Source organism: Acetobacter fallax (assembly GCF_011516735.1).
Taxonomy (GTDB): Bacteria; Pseudomonadota; Alphaproteobacteria; order Acetobacterales; family Acetobacteraceae; genus Acetobacter; species Acetobacter fallax.
Map to the genome: position 1 here is coordinate 1 of NZ_WOSX01000053.1, position 18,690 is coordinate 18,690.

General features: G+C 59.1%; 17 protein-coding genes. 8 read left to right on the forward strand and 9 right to left on the reverse strand.

Annotation, left to right across the window (positions count from 1 at the left end; translation table 11 throughout):
• The 9 genes from GOB85_RS16435 to GOB85_RS16475 form a co-directional block, all read right to left on the reverse strand.
• Positions 1-221, reverse strand: a 221-nt coding sequence (locus tag GOB85_RS16435) for a transposase (protein WP_173578595.1), incomplete at its 3' end; no start/stop codon positions are given.
• A 57-nt stretch (positions 222-278) separates the two neighbouring features.
• A protein-coding gene (locus GOB85_RS16440) for an IS5 family transposase (protein WP_173578594.1) occupies positions 279-1,042 on the reverse strand; the annotation gives its coding sequence in 2 pieces (ribosomal slippage) (positions 279-709 and positions 709-1,042; 765 coding nt in all).
• Positions 1,043-1,065: 23 nt separating this feature from the next.
• The gene (locus GOB85_RS16445; RefSeq protein WP_173578593.1) at positions 1,066-1,326 is read right to left on the reverse strand and encodes a cupin domain-containing protein; all 261 of its coding nucleotides are present in this window, start codon (positions 1,324-1,326) and stop codon (positions 1,066-1,068) included.
• Between the two features lie 25 nt (positions 1,327-1,351).
• Positions 1,352-2,620, reverse strand: coding sequence for a c-type cytochrome (locus GOB85_RS16450; protein ID WP_194298817.1), 1,269 nt, complete (start codon positions 2,618-2,620; stop codon positions 1,352-1,354).
• A gap of 2 nt (positions 2,621-2,622) precedes the next feature.
• Positions 2,623-4,398 (reverse strand): GMC family oxidoreductase, encoded by a 1,776-nt coding sequence (locus tag GOB85_RS16455; RefSeq protein ID WP_173578591.1) that lies wholly within the window; start codon positions 4,396-4,398, stop codon positions 2,623-2,625.
• 49 nt (positions 4,399-4,447) lie between these two features.
• The gene (locus tag GOB85_RS16460; protein ID WP_173578590.1) at positions 4,448-5,173 is read right to left on the reverse strand and encodes a gluconate 2-dehydrogenase subunit 3 family protein; all 726 of its coding nucleotides are present in this window, start codon (positions 5,171-5,173) and stop codon (positions 4,448-4,450) included.
• A gap of 132 nt (positions 5,174-5,305) precedes the next feature.
• The gene (locus GOB85_RS16465; RefSeq protein WP_173578589.1) at positions 5,306-6,505 is read right to left on the reverse strand and encodes an SMP-30/gluconolactonase/LRE family protein; all 1,200 of its coding nucleotides are present in this window, start codon (positions 6,503-6,505) and stop codon (positions 5,306-5,308) included.
• A 71-nt stretch (positions 6,506-6,576) separates the two neighbouring features.
• Positions 6,577-7,863 (reverse strand): MFS transporter, encoded by a 1,287-nt coding sequence (locus tag GOB85_RS16470; protein ID WP_338421785.1) that lies wholly within the window; start codon positions 7,861-7,863, stop codon positions 6,577-6,579.
• Between the two features lie 281 nt (positions 7,864-8,144).
• Positions 8,145-9,062: a LysR family transcriptional regulator gene (locus tag GOB85_RS16475; protein WP_173578587.1), complete on the reverse strand. Its 918-nt coding sequence runs from the start codon at positions 9,060-9,062 to the stop codon at positions 8,145-8,147.
• Between the two features lie 125 nt (positions 9,063-9,187).
• Between GOB85_RS16475 and araD the strand changes: the two genes are divergently transcribed.
• From araD to GOB85_RS16515, 8 genes are all read left to right on the forward strand, one after another.
• On the forward strand, positions 9,188-10,963 hold the full coding sequence (araD, locus tag GOB85_RS16480; protein WP_173578586.1) for an L-arabinonate dehydratase: 1,776 nt from the start codon (positions 9,188-9,190) through the stop codon (positions 10,961-10,963).
• Positions 10,964-11,002: 39 nt separating this feature from the next.
• Positions 11,003-11,821, forward strand: coding sequence for an HpcH/HpaI aldolase family protein (locus GOB85_RS16485; protein ID WP_173578585.1), 819 nt, complete (start codon positions 11,003-11,005; stop codon positions 11,819-11,821).
• A gap of 55 nt (positions 11,822-11,876) precedes the next feature.
• Complete coding sequence (locus tag GOB85_RS16490) at positions 11,877-13,370, forward strand: CoA-acylating methylmalonate-semialdehyde dehydrogenase (RefSeq protein WP_173578596.1); 1,494 nt, start codon at positions 11,877-11,879, stop codon at positions 13,368-13,370.
• A 132-nt stretch (positions 13,371-13,502) separates the two neighbouring features.
• Positions 13,503-14,909, forward strand: a complete 1,407-nt coding sequence (locus tag GOB85_RS16495; RefSeq protein ID WP_173578584.1) for a carbohydrate porin — start codon at positions 13,503-13,505, stop codon at positions 14,907-14,909.
• Positions 14,910-14,953: 44 nt separating this feature from the next.
• The gene (locus GOB85_RS16500; protein WP_173578583.1) at positions 14,954-15,829 is read left to right on the forward strand and encodes a DoxX family protein; all 876 of its coding nucleotides are present in this window, start codon (positions 14,954-14,956) and stop codon (positions 15,827-15,829) included.
• 217 nt (positions 15,830-16,046) lie between these two features.
• Positions 16,047-16,520, forward strand: coding sequence for a GlcG/HbpS family heme-binding protein (locus GOB85_RS16505; protein ID WP_242011585.1), 474 nt, complete (start codon positions 16,047-16,049; stop codon positions 16,518-16,520).
• A gap of 57 nt (positions 16,521-16,577) precedes the next feature.
• On the forward strand, positions 16,578-17,060 hold the full coding sequence (locus GOB85_RS16510; protein WP_173578581.1) for a GlcG/HbpS family heme-binding protein: 483 nt from the start codon (positions 16,578-16,580) through the stop codon (positions 17,058-17,060).
• Positions 17,020-18,477, forward strand: a complete 1,458-nt coding sequence (locus GOB85_RS16515) for a DEAD/DEAH box helicase (protein WP_173578580.1) — start codon at positions 17,020-17,022, stop codon at positions 18,475-18,477. The genes GOB85_RS16510 and GOB85_RS16515 overlap by 41 nt, the downstream gene beginning before the upstream one ends.
• Positions 18,478-18,690 lie beyond the last annotated feature (213 nt).

Consider the following 18,690-nt stretch of genomic DNA (forward strand, 5'->3'; position numbering starts at 1 on the left):
CGCCGGGATTGCTGATAAACCGCAGTCCACGGTGGCAGATCGTTCGGCATCGCACGCCATGCTATACCGTAACGGATCACATACCGCAGACCGTTGAACAACTCTCTCAGATCATGATGGCGCTGTTCCGCGTCTTCCTTCATCAGAAGGAGATACGGAACAATCAGAGACCATTCTTCGTCACTGACATCAGATGGATATGGTTTGCGCGCAGTATTCATCCATCTGTTCTGCAACACTCACGCCAGAAAATACATAACACCCTCCAGGCTCAGGACTCATTCTTTGAGCCAGAAGATAAAACTTGCTGCGATGTGGATAGCGGAGATGAATGTATGAGCACATCTGTCATATCTGGTTGCCACGCGCCGCCAGTCTTTGAGCTTTGCGAACATGTTTTCGATCAGGTGGCGTTTTTTATACAGATGCCAGTCGTAGGGTGGCTTTGATTTCCGGTTCTTCTTTGGAGGAATGCAGGCGGTGATATTGCGGTCTGCGAGAGACTCTCTGATCCGGTTGCTGTCGTATCCCCGGTCACCGATGACTTCCTCTGTCTCGTCGGGGAGATCTGCCAGAAGCACGTCTGCGCCTTTAAAGTCACTGACCTGACCTGCAGTCAGATGCAGCCGGACCGGACGGCCCTGACCATCGCACACGACATGGAGTTTTGAGTTCAGGCCGCCCTTTGTCCGTCCGATATGGCGGGGAAAAGTCCTTTTCTGAGCAGGGAGGCCGCTGTCCGGTGTGCTTTCAGATGTGTCGCGTCGATCATCAGACGCCTGGAACGCCCAGTCTGCTCCGTCAGGGCGACGAAGATCCTGTCAAAGACACCCAGGCGGCTCCACCGGATAAAGCGGTTGTATAAAGTCTTGTGCGGACCATACGCCTTCGGGGCATCTTTCCACTGAAGGCCGTTGCGGATCACGTAAACGATCCCGCTCAGAACACGACGGTCATCCACACGCGGACCCCCATGTGCCAGTGGGAAAAACGGCCGGATCCGTCCCATCTGGTGCTCAGACAGCAAAAACACGTCACTCACTGGCTCACCCTCCCTCAGTTCAATCAATTAACCGGGCCTGAGCCTGGATCTCCGCCAGACCATGTATGTAGATGCAGTATGCCTCCGCCCTGATGCAGCCAGATCTCTGTCGCATCAATTCTGTGCCAGTGTGAGTGCTGGCCGCGTTCCAAAAGGTAACAGATCAGCAAAGCGCGTCCCCTGTCATCGCTGCTGTCGTGAGGGGCACGCCAGGTTTCGCGATACCAGCCACCCTCCGGGTGAGGAACAAGTCCGAGCCTGTCGATGATGTCCTGCGCAATCATGTGCGTTCTGTTTCTCACGTGATTGTCAATGCCAGACGGTCTGCTGGGCATTGAGTGCCTTGCGGGCTTTTGCCACATCGGCGGCCAAAACGGCGGGAGCGGCATTGTCCTGGCTGTTGCGGATATAAGTCAGAACACTGGCGATCTGATCATCGTGCAATTTCCAGGCAAAGCCGGGCATGGCGGCCCCTGTGGGGTTCGCGACGGTCGCGGGACCGGACGTTCCCATGAGCAGGATATTCAGCAGGCTGTCCGGGCTTTTCGCGTTGATCGCCGGATTGCTCTGAAGCGTCGGGATCATGTTCGCCACGCCCAGACCGTTGCTGGTATGACAGGCACTGCATTGTACGACAAATTCGCGTTTGCCCGCCGCCATCTGGGCGTTGGTGGCTGGAAGCGGTCGGGGAACGTCGACCGTTCGTGCCGGCAACGCCTTGAAATAGGCGGCAATAGCCTGCAGGTCAGCATCTGTGAGATGCTGGGTGGAGTTCACGATCACTTCAGTCATGGGGCCCGATGAGGCCGTGTGACGGTTGGTGCCACTCCGCAGGTAGGTCTCGATGTCTTTGGCGCTCCATGTGCCGAGGCCGGTATGGTCGTTGTTGGTCAGGTCGGGCGCGTGCCACCCCTGGAGAGACGTACCCTGATAGGTGGCGCTGCTGTCATGGCCGAGAATGCTCTTGGGGGTGTGGCAGATGCCGCAATGTTCCAGTACCTCGACCAGATAGGCGCCGCGATTGACCGCAGCACTCTTCGTGGAATCCGGCGTGAACGGCTTTTTGTCAAAGAACAGGAGATTCCAGGCCACGAGAGCAGAGCGAATATTATAGGGGAACGGCAGCTTGTTCTCGACCACCTTCTGACTGACCGGCGGAACCGTCCTCATATAGGCCCAGAGATCCGCCACGTCGGAATCGGTCATCTTGACGTAGGAGGTATAGGGCATGGCGGGGTAGAGATTCCCGTTGGCACCCTTGCCGTGTCGAACGGCGGCATCGAACTGCTGGAATGTCCACGATCCGATACCGGTCGCCTTGTCGGAGGTGATGTTGCTCGTCGTGATGATGCCGAAGGGCGTATTCAGGTCCAGCCCGCCAGCGAACGGTTTGCCACCAGAGGCGGTATGACAGGCGACGCAATCGCTGGCGATCGCGAGATAGCGCCCATGCTCGATCCCCGTGCCAGCGGATGCGTCCTGCGCCTGTGCGGCATTCGCGAACAGGGCCGCCACGGACAAGGCAACGCCACCGCGGACGCAGGCACCCAACGTGTTGCGAAGCAGAAATCTTGCCATGATCACACCCTTACCAGCGGGCCGGGATTCCTGAGATAGAGGTCCCTGATCGCCTTCGCGGTCCAAAGGGTCGTCGCGCCCACCACAATCGTTGGATTGTATCCGGCATTGTTCGGAAAGGACGAGGCACCAATTACGAACAGGTTGGGAATGTCCCAGTTCTGTTGATACCGATTCTGGACGCTGGTCTTCGGGTCCTCCCCCATGACGACACCGCCCTGGACATGCGAGGAATCCCACAGCCTGTAACCCGAATAGGGCCGATCCGGGAATGAATCACCCCAAACCTGCCTGGCCCCCATTTCCCTGGCAATTTCGACGCATTTGTCGCGGACGAATCGTCCGGAACGGCGATCGTTCTCGTTATAATCAAAGGTAATGCGCAACAGCGGCTGGCCGAAACGGTCCTTGTAGGTCGGGTCGAGATCGAGGAACTGCTCGCGGTGCGCGAAATTCGTACCCTGGCCCTGGATCTGCGCGTAATTCTGGTAGCCTTTCTGAAAGGCCTGCTTCCAGCCCTTGCCCCATTGCGGGCTTCCCTCGGGCACCAGCCCGGCCATGCCGATCGGCAGGCCCTGGTTGCATAGCGACTGGATGCCGGCGCCCCCGATGAAGCCCATGCCCGTATGATCGAAATTGTCACCGTTGAAATCGTCGATCTGGGTCGCCAGCGCGCCGGTGTTCATGAACGGGTTCAGATACTCGTTTTCGAAGAACATGAAGCCCCAGGACAGGGTCTGGAAAGTAAAGCCGCGTCCCACGACGCCCTGGCCCGATGCGAAATCATAAGGCATGCTGATGCCCGACAGCAGGAGCAGGCGGGTATTGTCGAGCGTGAATGTCGCGGTGATAACGATATCGGCCGGCTGTTCGCCGATATTGCCGTTTGAATCGACGAAGGTGACGCCGGTCGCCATCTTCTTGTCGGGCGTGGTGTTGATCCGGATCACTTCGGATTCGGTGACGACCGTGAAATTCGGGCGCTGCATCAGCACCGGCAGAATGCAGATATTCGGGCTGGATTTCGACCAGTTGCCGCATCCATAGAGCTGGCAGTAGCCGCAATAAGTGCATGGCGCCAGATTGAGACCCAGCGCGTTGGTATAGGGGGCGCCGATCATCGCAGACGGGACCGGGAAAGGATGGTAACCCAGCCGGGTCGCGGCTTCCGAAAACAGAAGATTGGCGCGCGTGCGTTCCAGCGCGGGCGTGGGATAGAGGCTGGTGCGCGACCCTTCGAACGGATTGCCGCCGGGCTGTTTTGCGCCATTGATCACGCCTGCCGTGCCGGATGTGCCCGCGATCTTCTCGAACCGGTCATAGAAGGGTTCGAGGTCATCATAGGTGACACCCCAGTCCTGGAGGATGAGCCCGTCGACCAGTTGTTTGGCGCCATAACGCTCCATGACGCGGGTGTAGGGCTGGTGGTCGAACGCCTGCCAGCGCCAGCTTGCCCCGGCCCAATGTGTTCCCGCGCCGCCAACATTGTTCCCCAGCGTCAGATTGTTGAATTTCCGGAGCGGCAGGGCGGTCTGGTTGGCCTTGTTGCGCACCGTGTAGGTTTCAGTAACGGGTGCCTGGAGAATATCCTTGCGCACCGATCCGCTGAGCTCGTCGGGATTGCGCGTCGTCGGGAAACTGGTCGTGGTGTCGCGCCATGCGCCACGCTCGATCGCGACCACATTCAGCCCCGCGCGGGTCAGTTCCTCGGCCATCGTGGAGCCGGACCATCCGAGCCCGATGATGACCACATCGGCTTTTGGCCTCTTGTAATTCATAAAGACATGCCTTTTTCTTTTTTTGTGATCTGATGCAGGCAATCGCCGGTCAGGCGCGGCTCAGCAGACTGACGGGTTCGACGTCGATCTTCTTGCCCCGCTGCGAGACCATCCAGTCGCGATAATCGTAGATTGCGCCGGGAAATCCGATCAGTTTCCATCCGGTCATGTCGCGGTTGCCGCCATACATCGGATCGGCCAGATAGCCCTCGCGAACATTCTGCAGCAGCATGGAGAAGAATTCGTTCGATTTCAGCGTTTCGAATGGAATATCCCCGGTCTCGATTCCCTTCATGAAGTCGATCTTCTGGTCTTCAGACAGATCGAGGAACGATTTACCGAATTTCGCCTGTGCAGCGTGCCGGAGTTCGACCAGGCCCGTGCGATAGAGCTCTGCCGGGGTGGCAATGCTTTGCGGTCCCTGTTGCGGCAGGCCCTCGACTACCGGTCCGAGCCGGTAATCCTTGGCCGCCGCGCCATAGGGACCGGCCAGCTGGTGGTCGAGGAAGGTCACGCAGCCGGCTTCGGTCGCACCGATTCCAAGTTCGTCATGGGGGATCAGGACATCGAACACTGCGCCGACGAGCTTCGCTTCGGCTTCGGTCAGATAGACCAGCCGGCTGGAATCGACCACCATCAGCGGCGGTGGCGGCTCGGCTTTCCACAGGCCGCTGCCGCCGACAAACGTCTTGGAACAGGCAGGTTTGTAGATGGAGGCCAGCGTGCTGGTCGCCATCAGCATCAGCCCCCCTTTTATGATGTCGCGCCGCTTCATTGCGTTCTTCCATTTTGTTTTTTCGCGATCGGAATCGTGCGTTCGCAGATCCCGTCATTCCTGATCCGGTGGATCATGTTTTGTGCCCTGAAGCCGCCGGAGGTTGCGTCGGGTTCCATACGTCTCCGGTTATCAGAGGCTGCTCACCACATTGCCCAGCCGATGGCCATCCAGCGTTTCCGGAAGCATGAAGCCAAGGCTTATGAAGGGTGGTTTCAGAGTGTTCGCGCCCGCATTGTTGCCTGGCAGTCGCTCGGTCTGCGGGATCGGCACCAGCATGTGGCGATCAGCGGTGATAAACAGGGCATCGCCATCGATCAGCCGTGAGTCCTCGATCAGCGTCAGCAGCTTGCGCTCCGGTGTCAGCACCCTGATTCGTCCATGTTCGGCATCGGCGAAGTAGAAATTATCCAGCGTGTCGATGGCCGTGCCCATCATCGTCGGCATATCCAGAACGGTTTCGATCTTCGCGGCCAGCTGGGCATCGGTCAGGCTCATGTCGAGCAGGGCGCTGGCGGGCAGGCGACGCAGCGGACCGATGGGGCAGGAGAAATAGAACCATTTTCGATCGGCGGTGATTTCGAGCATATCCGAATGGACCAGCGGCCGCTTGCCGTTCTTGTCCATGAAGATGTGCCCGTCACGACCGCGCATCGGCTTGGCATAGGTCGCCCGCAGCAGCGGGTGTTCCGACAGCCGGCGCACCGTCTCGCCGCTGCCCATATGATGGATGATGATCCCGCCGAGACCGGAATCGGTCACGAACATCAGGTCACCGGCAATGCGCAGATCATTCATCGCCGAGCCCGGAGGCAGGATATCGGGCCCCCAGCGCAGCACCTGGAGCACCTTGCCGGTCTGGGTGTCGAACTGCACCAGTTTCTGGCCGCCGGGTACCGTGGTCCCGGTCGTCGGATCGACGCCCTGATCGACGACCCACAGCGTATCGTCACTGAAGATATGCAGGCCGTTGACCATCAGGAACGCATTGGTCGGGTCGCCGCCCGGCTTCCACTGGTTCCAGCTTCCGCCTGGGAACGGCTGAAGCGCGCCGTCCGGCTCCACGCGGAACACGCAGGGAGTGTCTTCCATCAGTTCCCAGCGCGGCGCGCCAAGAAACAGCGTGCCGCCCTGCGTCGCGGCCACCGCGTTGCACAGATAGCGGGGGGACGAGGCGATTACGGTCGCATGGAGATGCGGCGGGCGGGATGTCGCCATGGCCTGCCGGATGCCGGCGGCTTCGCACCCGGCCAGCGCCAGACCACCGGCCAGACCCGCCAGAGCGGCACGTCGGGAAAGCGGCCGGGCAAAAGCATCGATGAGGTGAGACATGGGATGTTCTCTTGTTCTTATTATTATTGTCGTTGGTAACAGTGTGTTTTCGCGACCGTCATGGGGCGGCTTCAGTCGGGCAGGGAAAGCCGTCGTATTCTGCCCACCACGAAGAGATAGAGAAGGATCGCGACGATGCAGTGCGCAGCAACGAAAAGCAGCGCTCCATCATAGGATTTTGTCCAGGCGACGATGTATCCGATCACGATTGGCGTCACGATGCCGGCGATATTACCGATCCCATTGAAGATCCCGGCGGCCAGGCCCGGGGTTTCCTTTGGTGCGATGTCAGAAATGACCGCCCAGCCGATCGCAGCGACGCCCTTGCCGAAGAAGGCGAAGGACATGATCGCCACGATCAGCAAGGCGGAATGCACGAAATTGCAAAGACAGATGGTCGAGGCGACAGCCATTCCGATCACGTAGGGCGCCTTGCGCGCCAGGGTCTCCGAGCGCCCCGCGCGCAGCAGCATGTCGGACAGGGCGCCACCGACGATCGCGCCGGCCAGCCCGCACAGCGCCGGCACACTGGCGGCCAGGCCCGTCTGGGTCATCGAGAGTCCGCGGGACTGGTGCAGGTAGAGCGGAAACCAGGTGAGGAAGAAATACAGGATTGCGGTGATGCAATACTGGCCGCCATAGACACCGAGCAAAGTCCGGTCGGTCAGCATGAAACGGATTTGCCGCCGGGTAAGTGTGGTTTTGATCCGGCGGGAGCGGTCGTCGATATCGACCAGCGCTCCGCCGGAGCGCATGAAGGCCAGTTCGGCAGCGTTGACGGCGGGATGGGCGGCCGGTGGCCGCATCCGGGCAAGCCAGAAGAGGGCGAGCCCCATGCCCGCGACGCCCATTGCGATAAAGATGTATTGCCAGCCGAATTGCTGGGTGACCCAGCCCATCACCGGCGCGAAGAACGCGACGGCGACATATTGCGCCGAGTTGAAGATGGATGTCGCGAGACCGCGTTCCGAGGTCGGAAACCAGCTTGAGACGATACGGCTGTTGGCGGGAAAGGTCGGTGCCTCTACCAGCCCCAGTCCGGCCCACAGCACGAACAGCGCAGGAAACGCGATAGTGTGGGGAATCCTGCCGATCCCGGCGATCGCCAGCGTGCAGATCGACCAGGCGAACAGGCTGACACCATAGACGCGGATCGAGCCGTAGCGATCCAGCAGCCAGCCGCCCGGCACCTGGCTCAGCACATAGGCCCAGCCGAACGCGGAGAAGACGTACCCCATCGCCACCGGCGTGAGGCCGAGATCATGCGAGATGCTGGAACCCGCGATGCCAAGCGTCGCGCGGTCGCCGTAATTGATCGCGGTAATGGCGAACAGGAACGCAAGGACGGCATATCGCACGACCGTGCGCCTGCCGGTTCTGGTTGCCTCATCGGTCGCCGACGGATGTGTGACCGGGGGGCATAGTGTTGGCCCTCTTGTTGTCGTCACCCTCGTGTTCTCCCTTAGTGCGTGGACCGGAGCGGGGAAACCGGGATCACCGGTCGCCGTACCGCGACAGCACGCGATCATGGAGGTGTAGGGAGCGCACGTCGCCGGGCGGCGTCAAAACTAAACTCGGCATGGATCAATACAGGGCGCGCATCATTGGGGCCGGAACGGACGATCATGCACTCCGTCGGTCAGAGAACGGACGCAGGTAGCCACCGTCCCTCTTTGGCGATTTTCTCTGCAATAGTCATGACATTTTCAAGGGCAAGGCTTGCATCCTGCGCGCGGTAAGCCATGAACAGCTCGGCTTCGATATCCTCGCCGAAGGCCAGCGGACGACAGATGACATTTCCGATATCGAGCCGGGATGCCGATTCCGGAATCAGGGCCATACCGACGCCGGTTTTCACCATTGAGAGAACGGCGTGGATCTGGGTGAGGTGATGCACGAGTCGGGGGCGGATGTTCGTGCTGACCAGCAGGCGTTGCACAAGGTCGTGAAAATAGCCGCTACCCAGAATTGAATACATGATCAGTTCCTGGCCTTCCAGATCCTCCGGCGTCAGCGCACTACGCGCCGCCAGTGGATGATTGGCGGGCAGTGCAGCGACCATGCGTTCGGCCAGCACCCGTCGCGACCGGATATCGGCGGCTTCGAAGGGGGGGCGCACGAAGGCGATGTCGATGCGGTGGGAAGCCAGGGCCGCGAGTTGATCGCGGGTTATCATTTCCTCCAGAATCAGCTCCACATCAGGATAGTCCGCGCGCAGAGCGGAAATCAGTCGCGGCAGAAAATCGTAGCTGTTTGAAGGGGTAAAACCGATCGCTATCTTCCCCTGCGCACCGCGGCCGGCCCTGCGGGCGGCAAGTATCGCATCCTCCGTGCTGCGTAGCAGGCGGCGCGCTTCGGGCAGGAACACCGTGCCCGCCTGCGTGAGCCGGACGCTGCGGCTGGTGCGCTCCAGCAGCTCAACTCCCAGTTCATGTTCCAGAAGCTGGATCTGTCGGCTGAGTGGCGGCTGCGTCATGTTCAGCCGCGCCGCCGCCCGTCCGAAATGGTGCTCTTCCGCTACCGCGACAAAGCACCGGATTTGGGTGAGCTGAAGCATTGATACCAATCCTGTCTTGATCCATGCCGTATCTAATCTGGACACCACGGATCTGTCGCGTCCTAACTCGCCCCGACCACATTCCGCCATGGCTGATGGTCATGAACGGGCAAGGAGAGGGACGCATGACAGAAGACGCCGGAGCCCGGGTGCCGGACGCGGGCGACACCCAGAAGCGCACACTGCGCAGCGAGCGGTGGTTCGGGCCGGCTGACCTGCGCAGTTTCGGACACCGTTCACGTGCGATGCAGATGGGGTACGATCCGCAGGACTGGGAAGGCAAGCCGGTTATAGCGATCCTCAATACTTGGTCCGACATCAATCCCTGCCACATGCATTTCAGGCAGCGGGTCGAGGACGTGAAGCGCGGGGTGCTTGAGGCTGGCGGCTTTCCACTGGAGCTCCCGGCCATCTCGCTCTCCGAGAATTTCATGAAGCCCACCACCATGCTCTATCGCAACATGCTGGCGATGGAAGCGGAAGAATTGCTGCGTTCCTATCCGGTGGATGGAGCGGTACTGATGGGCGGCTGTGACAAGACCACGCCGGGTCTGCTGCTGGGTGCGACCAGCATGGATATTCCGGCAATCTACGTGCCCGCCGGCCCGATGCTCAGCGGTAACTGGCAGGGCAAGACTTTGGGTTCGGGCGCAGATTCCTGGAAATACTGGGACGAATTGCGGGCAGGCAAGATCACTCAGGCCGACTGGCAGGGCGTTGAAGCCGGCATCGCCCGCAGTGCGGGCACCTGCATGACGATGGGTACGGCCAGCACCATGACCGCCATCGCGGAAGGGATCGGCCTGTCGTTGCCGGGGGCAAGTTCGATCCCGGCGGTCGACTCCAACCATATCCGCATGGCTAAGAGTTCGGGACGGCGGATCGTCGATATGGTGCGCGAAGAGCTGAAACCTTCGAAAATCCAGACCCGCGCCGCCTTTCTCAACGCGATCGCCGTGGCGATGGCGATGGGCTGCTCGACCAATGCCATCATCCATGTGATCGCCATGGCGCGCCGTGCCGGCGTTCCGATTGGCCTGGATGATTTCGACCGCGCCAGCCGCGAGGTGCCGGTAATCGCAAATGTCCGCCCCACCGGCACGACCTATCTGATGGAAGACTTCTACTACGCCGGCGGTATCGCGGCGCTGATGAAGCAGATTTCGTCCTTTCTCGACCTTTCCTGCCTGACCGTGACCGGTCGCAGTGTGGGTGAGAACATCAAGGACGCGCGGGTATGGAACAATGACGTCATCCGGCCGCTCGACAAGCCGATGTTCACCGGCGAGGCTGGCGGAGCACTGGCCGTTCTGCGCGGCAATCTGGCCCCCGACGGCTGCGTGATGAAACCGGCCTGCTGCGACCCGAAATTTCACAAACATAGCGGGCCGGCACTGGTATTCGACGATTACCCCACCATGAAGAAGGCGATTGAGGACGAGACGCTGGACGTCACTCCCGATCATGTCCTCGTGCTGCGCAATGCCGGTCCGCTGGGCGGGCCGGGTATGCCGGAATGGGGCATGCTGCCGATGCCCAGGCGTCTGCTCAAGGAAGGGTATCGTGACATGCTCCGTCTTTCGGATGCAAGAATGAGCGGCACCAGCTATGGCGCATGCGTGCTGCATGTGGCGCCCGAGAGCTATATCGGCGGACCGCTGGCGCTTCTGAAAACCGGCGACATTATCTCGGTCGATGTCGAAGCGCGTTCGATATCGATGGAAGTGTCCGAAGAGGAGCTGGCGCGCCGTCGTGCGGCCTGGACGCCGCCGCCGCCGCGCTACGGACGCGGCTATGGCTGGATGGCTGCGCACCATATGCGCCAGGCGAACGAAGGGTGCGATTTCGATTTCCTTCAGACTGATTTTGGCGCCCAGGTGCCCGAGCCGGTCATCTACTAACGTCGTCCGGGCAGGCCGGGGCAAGACAGGACAGACATCATGAGCAGGAACCCGATCCGGCGTATCTGGGCAGAGGGCGGTGCGGTCCTCAACGGCTGGCTATCGATCGCCAATCCGTTCTCGGCCGAGATCATGGCCTCCGCCGGCTATGATTCGGTGACCATAGACACCCAGCACGGCGCCATCGGTTACGAAGGCATGCTGGGCATGCTGCAGGCGATGCGGGCTTCGGGCGTGGCTCCGCTGGTACGTTCGACGTGGCTCGAGCCGGCCTCGATCATGAAGGCGCTCGATGCGGGCGCCTGGGGTGTGATCTGCCCGATGGTCAACAGCCGCGCCGATGCGGAGCGGCTGGTCTCCTATGTGCGTTATCCACCCCGCGGCTGCCGCAGTTTCGGGCCAACGCGGGCGAATTTCGCGCTGGGCGGCGACTACGGCGCCGTCGCTGATGACGAAGTGCTGTGCTTCGCAATGATCGAAACGGCGGAGGCGATGGCCAATCTCGACGAGATCGTCCGCACGCCGGGGCTCGACGGTGTCTATGTCGGTCCCGCCGACCTGACCCTGGGCCTGACCGGGCGGCGCTATCGCACCGGTTTCGATCGTGAGGAGCCGGAGATGCTCGAAGCCATCCAGCGCATCATGGCCGCCGCTCGCACCGCCGGAATCCGCATGGGACTGCACAACGGATCATCCGCCTATGCTGCCCGAGCGATCGGCTGGGGCTGTGATCTGGTCACAGTCTCCAATGATGTCCGCCTGCTCGCCCAGGCGGCGCAGGATTCCGTGGCCGAGGTCCGTCGGCGCGCCCAGGCCGGTGACGAGGTCGCAGGCAAGACGACCCTGGCGTCCTATTGATCGGGCGCTGCGAGCCCGTTTCCACCGCATGCAGTTCAGGAACAGAGAGATGAGTATGAAGATCATTCCCCACGTCATTGGAGGCTACCATACGGAAGGCCACGGCACAGGCCGGTCCGATGTTTTCAATCCCGCGACCGGTGACGTCGCCGCTCAGGTCGCGCTCGGCGATGCCCATGACCTGGAGACCGCGATTGCTGCGGCCCGAAAGGCGTTTCCGGCCTGGGCCGAAACTCCGCCATTGACCCGTGCGCGGATTCTCTTCCGTGCCCGCGATCTGATTGAGGCCCGCAGAAATGACCTCGCGGCAATTATCACCGCCGAGCATGGCAAGGTTCTGTCGGACGCTAAGGGGGAGGTTACGCGTGGACTGGAGGTCGTGGAGTTCGCCACGGCCGCGCCAGAGCTCCTGAAGGGCGAATATACCGAGCAGGTCAGCCGCGGTATCGATGCCTGGACCATGCGTCAGCCGCTGGGAATCACCGCCGGCATTACGCCGTTCAATTTTCCGGTGATGGTGCCGCTGTGGATGGCGCCGATGGCGATCGCGACCGGTAACTGCTTCATCCTTAAGCCTTCCGAGCGTGATCCGTCCGCCTCGGTGCTGCTTGCCGATATCTTCAGGGAGGCCGGGCTACTCGATGGCGTGTTCCAGGTCGTCCAGGGGGATAAGGACATGGTCAACGCCATCCTCGAACACCCGGCCATTGCCGCCGTCAGCTTCGTCGGTTCCACGCCGATTGCGAAACATGTCTATGCGACGGGGACAGCGTCCGGCAAGCGGGTGCAGGCGCTGGGCGGCGCGAAGAACCATGCCATCGTCATGCCGGACTGCGATCTGGAGAAGACGGTGGATGCGCTGATCGGCGCAGCGTATGGCTCGGCCGGCGAGCGGTGCATGGCCATCTCGGTCGCGGTGGCTGTCGGCCCGGTCGCCGACCCGCTGGTGGCTATGATCGCTGATCGGGCGCGGGCGCTGCGGGTCGGCGTCGGCACCGACGAGGCCAGCGAGATGGGACCGGTCGTGACCGCCCAGCACCGTGCGAAGATCCGTGCGCTGATCGATTCCGGTGTGGAGCAGGGGGCGACGCTGGTCGTCGATGGCCGCGATCTGGTCGTGAAGGATCACGAGGGCGGTTTCTTCATTGGCGGCTCGTTGTTCGACCATGTCACGACGGAGATGGATATCTATCGCGAGGAAATCTTCGGCCCGGTTCTGTGCGTGATGCGCGCGCCGGATTTCGAGACGGCGCTGAAGCTGGTCAATGGCAGCCCCTACGGCAATGGTACGGCGATCTTCACCCGCGATGGCGACAGCGCCCGAGCCTTCACCCACGGCGTGACAGCGGGAATGATCGGCATCAACGTGCCGATCCCGGTGCCTATGGCGTTTCATTCCTTCGGCGGCTGGAAGGATTCGCTGTTTGGCGATCATCATATGCACGGGCCAGAGGGAGTGCGTTTCTTCACACGTATGAAGGCGGTGACCCAGCGCTGGCCGACGGGCATTCGCAACGGTGCGGAATTCGCGATGCCTACGCACGGGTAACGAGCCCGGTTTTTTCCTGTTTGGAAACATGGGCGGGAACTCTCCCGCCCTGAACAGAAGTTATCCGCATGACGTAAAGACGAAGCATAATCAACAAGAAATCTGAAAAATAATAAAATAAAAGGTTTCTTCATGGTCAACCGTAACGATGCCGTAGGGCAGGCGGCATGGCCTTTTCTCGCGTTTGTTCTGCTGGTGGCGGCCATGATGATGCCGGTCATGCAGTCATGGGCGCAATCGACGAGGACTGGCCCCGGCGCCCTGCCGGAAATCCTCAACGCGATTCCGCCTGGGACTGATTATTATCCGCCGCAGCCGCCCGTCACCCATCTTCTCCAGGGTGAGATAGGGCGCTGGCGTGACGCCCTTGCAGCCAGGGGCGTCAATCTGCTGATCGACGACTGGTCCGAATTCGCAGGCAATCTGTCGGGCGGCACGCGCAAGGCGCAGGACTTCGCCGGGCAGGTCGCGGTCGAAATCGATCTGGACTGGGACAAGATCCTGCATATTCCAGATTTCACCACCACGATCACCGCCGTTCAGCGCCATGGCAGACGGCTTTCGACCGATGCGCTGCAGGACGGCATCGTCAACCCCGAGCAGATATATGGCGGAGGCGGCAATGTCGTGATTCACCTGGTCTATTTCTACGCTCAGAAGAAATGGATACACGGTCGGGTAATCCTGACGATGGGCCGCTACGCGCCCGGACCGGATTTCGATTCCAGCCCGTTGCAATGTCTGGTCATGGGCCAGGCGACATGCAGCCAGCCCCGCGCGACGACTCTCACGGATGGTTATTCGTCATGGCCCGGCACCGTGTGGTCCGCAATGCTGCGCGTGCGTCCGACGATACCGACCTACCTGACCTTCGGCGCATATGAAACCAGCCCGCTCAAGGGCGGCACCGCCGGTACCGACTGGGGTGGCGACCACATCACGGGTGTGACTCTGGCCATTGGCGGAGGCTACGAGCCGGTCTTCGGTCCGCATCGACTCAATGGGCATTACAAGGCGGGCATGCTGTGGGATTCCTCGCCTCATGCCTACAATGTTCCGGCCGCCGACGGCACGACCCGCTGGCGACACGGCCAGATGATCAGCTATATCGCGTTCGACCAGATGATACTGCGCAACGGTCGTTACTCCGACAGCGGCGTGATCATCCAGGGCGGCTATACCCACGTCACTTCCGCGATCTCGGTCGTTTCAGATCAGGCCTATGTCGGCATCCTTGATGTCGGACAGTTTCCTGGCCGGCCGCGCGACGCGCTGGGCATGACCTGGTCCACTCTGCGCTACGGTCCCAACGTCAAGTCGATCTGGCAGCCGAGCGCAACGTCGTACACGCCCGATCCACTCGTTCCCAGCGTGCCGCTCCTTGCCAGTCGGGAGTCGATCTTCGACATAACCTATAATTTCCACATCAGGGATGGAATCGATCTCGCCCCGGATTTTCAGTATTTCTGGCGACCGGGTGGCTCGGGCCGCGTTCCCAATGCAACGATCCTCGGCATCAACTTCCACACTATCTTCTGACGTTTCATGCGTAAGTCGGACAACACATTAAGAGAAGAAAAACCATGTTGTTGAAACGGAATATCCTGCCGTCGTCGTTCGTGGCTCTTCATCCGCGCTTCGTGCCTGGCTGGCTGCTGTGGCTGGCATTGGTCGCATGTTGTAGTGCAATGTTCTATTCTTCGTTCATTGCGACTGTGATTCCCGATTTTGCCCGTTTTTCCACGATCGGCCTGGATGGCCTGTCCCTGCTGATCGTGGTTCTGATCATGCCCAGGTATTTCGTCGTTGGTTTTCTGGGCTCGATGCTGCCTTTTCTGATCAGTTGGCGCGTGGCCGCCATCCATGGCTCGGTGCCCGGCATGGCCAGTTCCACAATCGCGTTCCTTATCTATCTCCTTCTTTACGTCGATTGTGTCGCGCATGACTGGAAGGGATCCCGTGAGTCGGAGTGGGGCGGCCATCTGCAATGGCAGATCGCAACGATCCGCATTTATTTTGGCTTCGACATGGTGGGGCATTTCGCGGAAAAACTCTTTTCTGGGCAACATTCGTTCAATCATATGGCGCAATTGTTCATTGGATTCGGGTTACCGTCGGGAGGGCAGGCCGTGATCGTGGCAGGATTATGCGAACTCGCGATCTCGATCGGCGTGGGGATGGGGGTGTTGACCCGCGCTGCCGGCATAGGCGGGGCGATTTATTATCTGATCGCCAATCAGTATGGTCACCATTTTGGCGATGGGTTCACCTGGAACAATGCACCGGTTGGCGGCTGGGAATATCCGATGCTCATGATCGTTCTGTTCGCGAGCTTTTCGATTGCTGGTGCAGGAAAATTCTCGATTGATGGCTGGATGATCGCTCATGGCCTGATGCCACGTTTCCTGCTGTCGCTCTGCGTGTCCTCGAAACCGGATTACGCACGAGAGGATTCATGAAAACGGAAGATATTATCATATCACATACATGAGAGGTGTTAATGTTTCTTGTTTGTATTCTTTGATATTCCATAGAATCATAGTAATGAATATCAGGCAGACCACGTAAAACTTTTTTGGCTGGCTGATATTTTTCTTTTCAGTGTTCGTTATGGGCACTGAGATCGAAATGTCTTCTGGGTTCACAAATAACAATCAGAACAAGGTAACCCATGATATGAAGCAGATGTTTACAGTTCTCGTCGCACTGGCGTCCTTCAGCACTCCGGTGCTCGCGCAATCGTCGTCAACAGCCCCGCAGCTCAACATCACCACCGAGGCGGCGTTGAACATGGCCCATTATGCGGTCGGACTCGCTGAAAACAGGCATCTCAAACTTTGCATAGCTATTGAGGATACTGACGGAAATCTCGTTGCGTTTACCCGGATGCAGGGTGCTTATGCGGGTTGTGTCGAAGCTTCGATCGCCAAGGCAAAATCGGCCGCGCGTTTCGCCCGGAACACGATTGAATTCTTCGATGCTGCGCGGGAGCAGAATCTGCCCATAGGCTTTGTTCCCGGTATCCTGCCTTCGGCGGGTGGCGCGGTTTTCAGGCAGGGAGACGTGGTTGTCGGCAGCATAGGCACCAGCGGTGATACCAATGAGAACGAGCAGGCGCTCGTTGTCGATGCAGCCAAGCATTTTCATTGATGTGAAACATCCACGACAACCAAAGAAATTTTCAACAATCCTACATCTGGATCCCACATGAAAATCAGACATCTCGGCCTGCTGGCCGTTCTGGCGTTGTTCCCCGCTTTTGCAGAAGCACACGCTGAAAGCAAAGTATTGACACGCACTATTCTCAGCAGCGAAGGCGCAAAGAGCCTGCTAAACGCTGCCGAGGCCGATGCGAAGCAGCGCGGGATGAAGGTCAGTATCGCGGTGGTCGATGGGTCGGGTCGGCTACTTGCTTTTATCCGCATGGATGATTCGCAGACTGGAACCGATGAAACGGCCATAAAGAAGGCCCGAACGGCCGCTCTGTATTCCTCGCCCGGCAAGGAGTTCGCCCAGCGTATCAAGCAGAATCAGGCCTTCCTGATGACGCTCCCCGGCATTGCCGCTGTTCCAGGTTCTCACCCGGTTATGAGCGGAAAATACGTCATCGGTGCGGTGGGTGTCAGCGGAGCGACTGACGATCTGGACGATGCGGTGGCGACTGACAGCACGACGGCCTTCCAGCCGTGAGTACATAACAGCCTCTATTAGCCTGTCGGGTTGGGGTACCCTCCCCGACAGGCTGCTAGTACGGCTTTATGGCTCTTCTATCAGTGCGCGCAAGCTGCCGGGGCGACAGGGGACGGACAAGGAAACAGGAGAAGAAAAACTTGATTTCTCTGATATCCACAACGCAATCGAGCGGGATAGTGGACACCTTACCTGGATTCTGACGACCTACGCGACATTGACGAATTATCAACATTCCTTGGCACGCATCCCTTTTTCTGTAACAGTATTTGATGAAATACAGAATATAAAAACTCCGGGAACACTTTCCTTTCTTGCGGCTCACACGCTGGATACCGATTTTCGGATCGGCCTGACTGGAACGCCAATAGAGAACTCAACCAGAGATATCTGGGCAATCATGGATACGCTGGCACCGGGAGCGCTAGGTTCTTTGCAGGATTTTAGGGAGCGCTATGGCAAGGCTGAGGAGGGGAATATGGAAGAGCTTCGTCAGCGCCTCTTCTCGTCTTTTCAGACGAGGCCGCCTCTTGCTATCAGGCGTCTAAAGGAAACCGTCGCGCGTGACCTGCCTGCTAAATCCCGTTTTCTGTATCCACAAGCGATGCCATCACTACAGGCACAGAAATACGAAGAAGCGAGAATAAAACTTCAGAAGAGGGGAGCCGGTGCGGCATTGAAAATGCTGCATCACATTCGTAGCGTGTCGGTTCATCCTGCTATTGATACTGATCTGGACACGGAAGATTTTATCGGGATGTCAGCGCGACTTTCGACAACGTTTGATATTCTCAGGCGTATTCGCACTGCAGGAGAGCGTGCTCTGATTTTCATTGAGCACCGTCGTATGCAGCATCGATTTATCGAACTTGCAAAAGTGAAATTGGGACTGAAGAAGATTGGCCTGATCAACGGCGATACGCCCATCAGGAAGCGTCAGGAAATTGTCAATAATTTCCAGAAAAACCTTGATGAAGGAGCAGGCTTCGATCTTTTGGTTCTTGGACCGAAAGCTGCTGGGACCGGCTTGACGCTTACGGCCGCCACACACGTCATCCATCTCTCACGTTGGTGGAATCCTGCAGTGGAAGAGCAATGTAACGATCGTGTTCATCGACTGGGACAGACACGGCCGGTCACGATTCATGTGCCCCTGGCAATCCACCCGAATTACCGTGAACAGTCTTTTGATCTGCTTTTGCAGAGTCTTATGCAACGCAAACGTCAGTTGGCCACATCGGCACTGTGGCCAATGGGAGATTCTGACACCGATGTCGCTTTCCTCGCTGAAAAGCTGAAAGAAGGCGATTCCGTCTCCAAGGGGGATGTGATCTGCCATTCCATGGAAAAACTTTATGCGCGCGATGGTCTGGAAATTCCTGAATCGAATCAACATGGAGGATGGTATTTTAAATAATAGGACTTATCCTGAAAGAAGTTTCTAAATCGAAATGTGGAGAGTTCGAATAACCGTTGGTTGGCGCTTGGGCTCTGATTTCGCATGGCTTTTTGAGCAGCGCTAGAGCTTTTCCACTTTAATCTGGTTCATATCCTGTGGCTGTAAAGAAACTGGCGCATTGGCTGGGAGTGAAAGCGTGAAGCAGAGCGCCGACGGTGTCCCACAGAGCAC

Coding starts and splice junctions, on each gene's coding strand:
- GOB85_RS16460 (WP_173578590.1), bottom strand. CDS start 5,173: ATGAAGCGGCGCGACATCATAAAAGGGGGGCTGATGCTGATGGCGACC.
- GOB85_RS16515 (WP_173578580.1), top strand. CDS start 17,020: ATGCGGTGGCGACTGACAGCACGACGGCCTTCCAGCCGTGAGTACATA.
- GOB85_RS16490 (WP_173578596.1), top strand. CDS start 11,877: ATGAAGATCATTCCCCACGTCATTGGAGGCTACCATACGGAAGGCCAC.
- GOB85_RS16505 (WP_242011585.1), top strand. CDS start 16,047: ATGAAGCAGATGTTTACAGTTCTCGTCGCACTGGCGTCCTTCAGCACT.
- araD (WP_173578586.1), top strand. CDS start 9,188: ATGACAGAAGACGCCGGAGCCCGGGTGCCGGACGCGGGCGACACCCAG.
- GOB85_RS16475 (WP_173578587.1), bottom strand. CDS start 9,062: ATGCTTCAGCTCACCCAAATCCGGTGCTTTGTCGCGGTAGCGGAAGAG.
- GOB85_RS16450 (WP_194298817.1), bottom strand. CDS start 2,620: ATGGCAAGATTTCTGCTTCGCAACACGTTGGGTGCCTGCGTCCGCGGT.
- GOB85_RS16500 (WP_173578583.1), top strand. CDS start 14,954: ATGTTGTTGAAACGGAATATCCTGCCGTCGTCGTTCGTGGCTCTTCAT.
- GOB85_RS16465 (WP_173578589.1), bottom strand. CDS start 6,505: ATGTCTCACCTCATCGATGCTTTTGCCCGGCCGCTTTCCCGACGTGCC.
- GOB85_RS16445 (WP_173578593.1), bottom strand. CDS start 1,326: ATGATTGCGCAGGACATCATCGACAGGCTCGGACTTGTTCCTCACCCG.
- GOB85_RS16495 (WP_173578584.1), top strand. CDS start 13,503: ATGGTCAACCGTAACGATGCCGTAGGGCAGGCGGCATGGCCTTTTCTC.
- GOB85_RS16485 (WP_173578585.1), top strand. CDS start 11,003: ATGAGCAGGAACCCGATCCGGCGTATCTGGGCAGAGGGCGGTGCGGTC.
- GOB85_RS16455 (WP_173578591.1), bottom strand. CDS start 4,398: ATGAATTACAAGAGGCCAAAAGCCGATGTGGTCATCATCGGGCTCGGA.
- GOB85_RS16510 (WP_173578581.1), top strand. CDS start 16,578: ATGAAAATCAGACATCTCGGCCTGCTGGCCGTTCTGGCGTTGTTCCCC.